Origin of the sequence: Ureaplasma diversum NCTC 246 (genome assembly GCF_000731915.1) — a bacterium.
In the GTDB taxonomy this organism is placed as follows: domain Bacteria; phylum Bacillota_I; class Bacilli_A; order Mycoplasmatales; family Mycoplasmoidaceae; genus Ureaplasma; species Ureaplasma diversum.
In genome coordinates, this window is sequence record NZ_JFDP01000015.1 from 1 (window position 1) to 6,466 (window position 6,466).

Below are 6,466 nucleotides of genomic sequence, written 5' to 3' on the forward strand. Positions count from 1 at the left end.
AGCAACTGGTGGTTCTTCTCAAAATGGACCAGGGTCAAATTCTAATGTACCTTCAACTAACACAGACCAAACCGATCATTCTAAACCAGAAACAAACACAGAAAAAGAAACAACAACCCCTGGTAATGGAATAAATTCAGGATCTGATAATTCTTCAACTAGTGCAGAAGTTACTAATCCTGCTGTAACTAATCCAAGTAATAAACCTTCAAGCGGATCTGGCTCTAGTCAACCTAACACAAGTCCAAAAACAGAAAATCCAAAAGTTACTGAAAACAACAGTGATGGTTCATCATCTTCAATAGAAGATCAAGGTTCTAATAATGCGTCATCTCCAACAAGCCCTGATTCTGGTGTCACTTCTGGAAACAATACTATTACAACAAATCCGCCTGAAAATGGTTACAATGAACAAAATAATGAAGATTTAGGACATCCTGAATTATCCGATATTGAAGTAAAGAGTTCTGGAAATTATATTACAGGATTCTCGTTTAAAACAAAAAACGGAAAAATGCCTGCTAAAATCAAAAATGCAAAGCTCACAATTACTTATGAATATATGGATGATGAAGGTGAACCGCACCAAGAACAAATTTATGCAACTGTGAAGAATTTACGTGAAATGAATGGTAAATTTGTTTTTGATATAGATGATCATTATATTAGCAGCGGAGAATATACTCTTGATTCTATTTGATTATCTGGCAAAAATATAATGGACAAGTGAGAATCATATAATTTTAAGATATAATCGTCTCATTAAATATTAGTATTAATAAATAATATATAAACGAATATATAATCAATGCCATTGTTTTTTAAGTTAAATTTATACCAACTATTTTTATACAAAAAGGAGCTATTAGTGCTCTTTTTTGTTTTTTTATCAAACCTTTTTTTGGCTAAATCTTTTTATTTAGGCGTTTTTTTAATAAATTCTTATTAAAGTAATAATTTAAATTATATTTTTTAGCAATATCACTTGAAGAGTGCTAAAATATATTATTAAATCTAAAAGGTGGTAAATATGGAATTTAAAGACAAAGGATTGAATTCATTAGCGGATTTTGGTCGCAATTTAAACCAAGAAATTTTAGATAACAAAATTGATCCTGTAATTGGGCGGGATGATGAAATTAGAAGAACAATCGAAATCTTAAGTCGTAAAACCAAAAATAACCCTGTATTAATTGGAGAACCAGGGGTTGGTAAAACAGCTATTATTGAGGGATTAGCTTATCGAATTGTCCATAAAGATGTTCCATCTAATTTATTAAATAAAACAATTATTGAACTATCTCTTTCTTCTTTAATTGCAGGAGCAAGTTATCAAGGTCAATTTGAAGAACGATTAAAGAATATTATTAATGAAGTTAAAAAATCTAATGGAGATATCATTTTATTTATTGATGAGATTCACCAGATTGTAGGATTAGGTAAAAATAGTGGTTCAAATATGGATGTTGCTAACATCTTAAAACCATTGATGGCACGTGGAGAAATTAAGATCATTGGAGCAACGACATTAAATGAATATCGACTATACATTGAAAAAGATCAAGCTTTAGAACGACGATTTACAAAAGTATTAGTAAACAAACCAACTGAGCAAGAAGCTTTAACTATTATGCGTGGTTTAAAGCCACGTTGAGAAGCATTCCATGGTATTAAGATTCATGACAGTGCACTAATTGCTGCAGTTAAATTATCTGAACGTTATATTAATGATCGGAACCTGCCAGATAAAGCAATTGATCTGATTGATGAAGCTGCTGCTAAAATTAAAACCCAAATTAATTCAGCTCCCCTTGAACTTGATGAAATCAAACGAGAACTACAACATCTACAAACTGAAAAAGCAGCTCTTGATAGTGAAAAGGATGAAAAATCACAAAAACGACTTGCTAGTATCAAAGATCAAATTGAACAAAAACAAAAACAATTTGATGAGCTTAATAATATTTATTTAGCTGAAAAGAAACAAATTGATCAATTAACTAATATTCGTCAAAAAATTGAACAAACAACTCATGAAATTGAATTCTTACAATCAGAAGGTAAATATGAAAAAGCTTCAAAACTTCTATACTCTGATTTACCAGCATTAAACAAACAAAAAGAAGAGTTAGAAATCAAATTAAATAGTGAACAATCAAAACACAAACTAATTGTTGATTCGTTATCAGAGAACGAAGTAGCTGATGTTATTTCACGTGCAACAGGAATTCCATTAAATAATTTATTAAAAGATGAAAAAAATAAATTATTACATATCAAAGATCGTTTATTAGAAAAGATTATCGGACAAGATGAAGCTGTTGAATTAATTGCAAATGCAGTTATTAGAGGAAGAGCTGGTATTTCTAATCCTGCTCAACCAATTGGTTCATTCTTATTTTTAGGATCAACTGGGGTTGGTAAAACCGAACTTGCTAAACAATTAGCAATTGAACTATTTGATTCACAAAAAGCTCTTATTAAGTTTGATATGAGCGAGTATATGGAAAAACATAGTGTTTCTAAACTAATTGGTGCACCTCCAGGGTATATTGGTTATGAAAACGCTGGATTATTAACTGAAAGTGTTAAACGAAGACCATATTGTATTTTATTATTTGACGAAATTGAAAAAGCACACCCTGATGTTTTAAACCTATTATTACAAATCCTAGATGATGGAGTATTAAAAGATTCACAAAACAATGAAATCAACTTTAAGAATACAATCATCATTATGACATCAAATGTAGGAGCTAAAGCTTTATTAGAAAATGATAAGATCAAAGCTTTTGAAGCTTTACATAAAACATTTAGACCTGAGATGTTAAATCGAATCAATGAAATCATCTTCTTTAACAAACTTCCTGAAGAAGTAGTTAAATCAATTGCTAAGAAACTACTTAAAGAACTAGAAGTTCGTTTAAGTACTCAGGATTATGAAATTGGTTTTGATGATTCAATAGCTAATAGTATGGTTGAACAAGCTTATTCAGATACATTTGGAGCAAGACCACTAAAGCGATGAATCACAAGAAACATCGAAAACCAATTAGCTGTTATGATCTTAGAAGAAAAAGTACTTAAAAACCATCCATACAAAATTAAATACAACAACAAAAAAGATCAAATTGAATTAGCTAAATAATTTAAACAACAAAAAAACCACCCAAAGAAAATGGAGTGGTTTTTGTTTTATTAATATTTTAAAAGCATAATAGCTTTTAAAAGTAGTATATTAGATTTTGTTTTGATCTTATTTACATCTAAAAAAGATAAAACTAATGATCAAATAAATTACACATTAATTTATACAAGAGTACACTAAAAAACAACTAAAACATATTTTTAGTGAAATTATTAATATTAGATGTTTATAGTTGTTATAATATTGATGTTTAAGTATACAAAAACATATAGCTAAAATGTTAGCTCTTGGTTAGATGTTTATAATTATAATATATTTATTTTCAAAAATCAAGAAAAATATTATTTATTTTACTTAAATAAAAATGTCTTATCTCTTTTATTTGTTTGTCTAGAAACAAATAAAATATCTATACAATGAAAGGTCTATATGAAAAAGAAATTTATTAATGTAAATGTTTACAAACACCCTGAAGCGTCAGAAATTCTTGTAGAAAATGGCAAATTCGTTGCTTTTGGTAAAAATTTAGGTGATGCTGATGAAGTGATTGATTTAGAAGGACGTGTAGTTGTTCCTCCTTATGTAGACTCACACTTACACTTAGACTACTACTTCACAGGAAAAACTGATGAAGTTAAAAATGAAACAGGTACATTATTTGAGGCTATTGATATTTGAAATACATTTAAAAAACGTACAACTAAAGAACAAATGAAAGAACGTATTAGAAGTGCTGTTAAAGACTGTCTATCTTATGGTACTCAATACATTCGTGCTCAAACAGACTGTACGGACGCTAATTTAACAGGTATTCGTGCTGCTCTTGAAGTTCGTGATGAACTTAAAGACAAAGTAACAATCCAAGTTGTAGCGTTCCCACAAAATGGTATGTTCTCATACGAAGAAGATGGAAAAACTGGTCGTGATCTAGTTGAAGAAGCTCTTAAATTAGGGGCTGACTGTGTTGGGGGTATTCCACACAACGAATGAGCGCGTGCTTATGGTGAAGAATCAGTTCGTGAAAGTGTTCGTTTAGCTGTTAAATACAACAGATTAATCGATGTTCACTGTGATGAAACTGATGATACTCACGCTCGTTTCTTAGAATTATTAAATGCTGAAGCAATGAAACAAGGATATGGAAAACTTACTACAGCTAGTCATACATGTTCATTTGGTTCTGTAAATGATGCATACGCATTCAGAATGATGGGATTATTTAAACAATCTGGAATTAACTTTGTAGCTTGTCCAACTGAAAACGTATTCTTACAAGGACGTCAAGACTCATATCCAAAACGTCGTGGTGTAACACGTGTTCTTGAATTTGTTGACAACAACATTAACGTAGCTTTTGCTCAAGACTCAATCATTGACTTATGATATCCTGCAGGTAATGGAAACTTAATGAACATTCTTGACAATGGTATTCATATTACTCAATTAATGCGTGAACAAGACTTCCCACGTAACTTTGATTTAATTACTTACAATGGTGCTAAGTTAATGAACTTAGAAAAAGAATATGGTTTTGATCCTGGTAAACCAGCTAACTTCATCGTATTAAATGCACCAGATGTATTTGAAGCACAACGTAACCGTGTAGAATGTATTGCATCTATTAGAAATGGTGAATACATTTTCAAAAAGAAACCAAGTACATTTGAGAAAAAAGTTGAAATCTAATATATTGTATTTAGATTTATTAAATATTTAGTTAGTGTTTTTTAATGCTTAATTAAGATAATAACAATTAAAAAATAATTATTGTTTATTCATTATAGACATCAATCAAATCGATAAATAATCATTACAAACAAGAGATTGCAAGATCTCTTGTTTTTTTGTTATTAATACTTTTATTAGCCTTCATATCTATATAATCAATATAATTAAGATATATAGTATTAATTAAATAAAGTATTTGTATTAGATTGTTTTAGTTATAAATGTAGGTTTTGATTAAATAGTTTGCACTAGTAAGGGGTTAGTTAGAATATGAAGAAATTTAAGAGTAAGAAATGAGTTAACCATGGGTTTGGATTAGTTGCTTTAGTTGGATTAAGTACTAGTTTAGCTGTTGCTTGTTCAAAAGCGAAAAAAGAACCAATTATACAAACTAAAGCAACTGAACAAACTAATGAAAATAATCAAAATAATGAAGAAATAGCATTAATGCAAGCTTTTGCAGCTAAAAAAGAAGCTGCTAAAGAAAAGATTAATAACTTAGCTAATTTATTAGCTGATGAAAAAGTAGATTTCATTAATCGTATCCAATCTATTAATCATTATTCTAAAGAAGATGAAATTAACTCTATTATTAATGAAGCTGAACTTAAAGATCAACAGAATTTATTTGCAGCACAAGAAGCATTAAGACTTAAACGTGAGCGTGAAGAAAATGCAAAAGAAAACTTAAGAACCAAGAAAAAGCAAGCTAAAGCTATAATTAATAAACTAGTTAATTTATCTGACTCTGAAAAACAATCATTTCTTAATAGAATTGATCAAGTAACTGATCCAAGCAAAGTTGATGATGTTATTACAATTACAAGAGAAGCAGTAGATAAAGATAAATTAAACCATATCATTAAAAATAAATTAACACCTATATCAGCTAAGTCTTTTCTTTTAAATAAAAAATACTATTTAAGGTTTGAATTTAAAACAACAAAAGAAACATTTGAATTAGTTGAAAAGAATCAATTAAGATTGCAAATTGATATTTTCAAAAATGGTGGATTTATAGGTACGTTTGATGAAACTAGTGCTAGTTATCCAACTAAAGATAAAAAAGATGTGTATGCTATTAAAATTGAAGATACAAAAGATGGAATGGTTATACTTAAAATAGAAACATTCAATCATTTACCTGATGAAAATATTTCTTCAGAATACAAATATCAACTCAATAATGCATGATATACAAATGATCATAAACAAACAAATCTATTAAATGAACCAACAAAACAAATACAAGTAGAAACAAACACTATTGATGAAGCTAATAAACCAGCTGAACCAAAAGCATAAATCTTTTTAATAAATAAAATATTTATAGTTAAAATTTACAAACTTAGAACATACCACTAAAAATGGTGTGTTCTAGTTTTTTAATAACTGAGTATTTAAATATTAAGTTATATCTAGAAATAAAACTTATTTGAGATTTCTTGAGCAATCCATTGATTAATTGAAGAAAATATAAAGTTTAAATAGTGATCAATAGACAGTAAAAACAAAACCCATACAAATAACCTAAAACGGAACATTTCCAAAAAGTCCTTTTTTTTTTTTTTTTTTCAAACCGAAGAAATA

Annotated in this window: 4 protein-coding genes; all 4 read left to right on the forward strand. The window is 28.6% G+C overall.

All coding sequences use genetic code 4. The features are described 5' to 3' along the window. Positions 1-754: hypothetical protein (locus UDIV_RS04455; RefSeq protein ID WP_038101795.1), on the forward strand; the 754-nt coding region annotated here is incomplete at its 5' end. 276 nt (positions 755-1,030) lie between these two features. Continuing rightward, positions 1,031-3,148 (forward strand): ATP-dependent Clp protease ATP-binding subunit, encoded by a 2,118-nt coding sequence (locus UDIV_RS00615; RefSeq protein ID WP_038101797.1) that lies wholly within the window; start codon positions 1,031-1,033, stop codon positions 3,146-3,148. 429 nt (positions 3,149-3,577) lie between these two features. Next, the gene (locus UDIV_RS00620) at positions 3,578-4,834 is read left to right on the forward strand and encodes an amidohydrolase family protein (RefSeq protein WP_038101799.1); all 1,257 of its coding nucleotides are present in this window, start codon (positions 3,578-3,580) and stop codon (positions 4,832-4,834) included. Between the two features lie 312 nt (positions 4,835-5,146). Then, the gene (locus UDIV_RS00625; protein ID WP_038101801.1) at positions 5,147-6,181 is read left to right on the forward strand and encodes a GA module-containing protein; all 1,035 of its coding nucleotides are present in this window, start codon (positions 5,147-5,149) and stop codon (positions 6,179-6,181) included. The last annotated feature ends 285 nt before the right edge of the window (positions 6,182-6,466 follow it).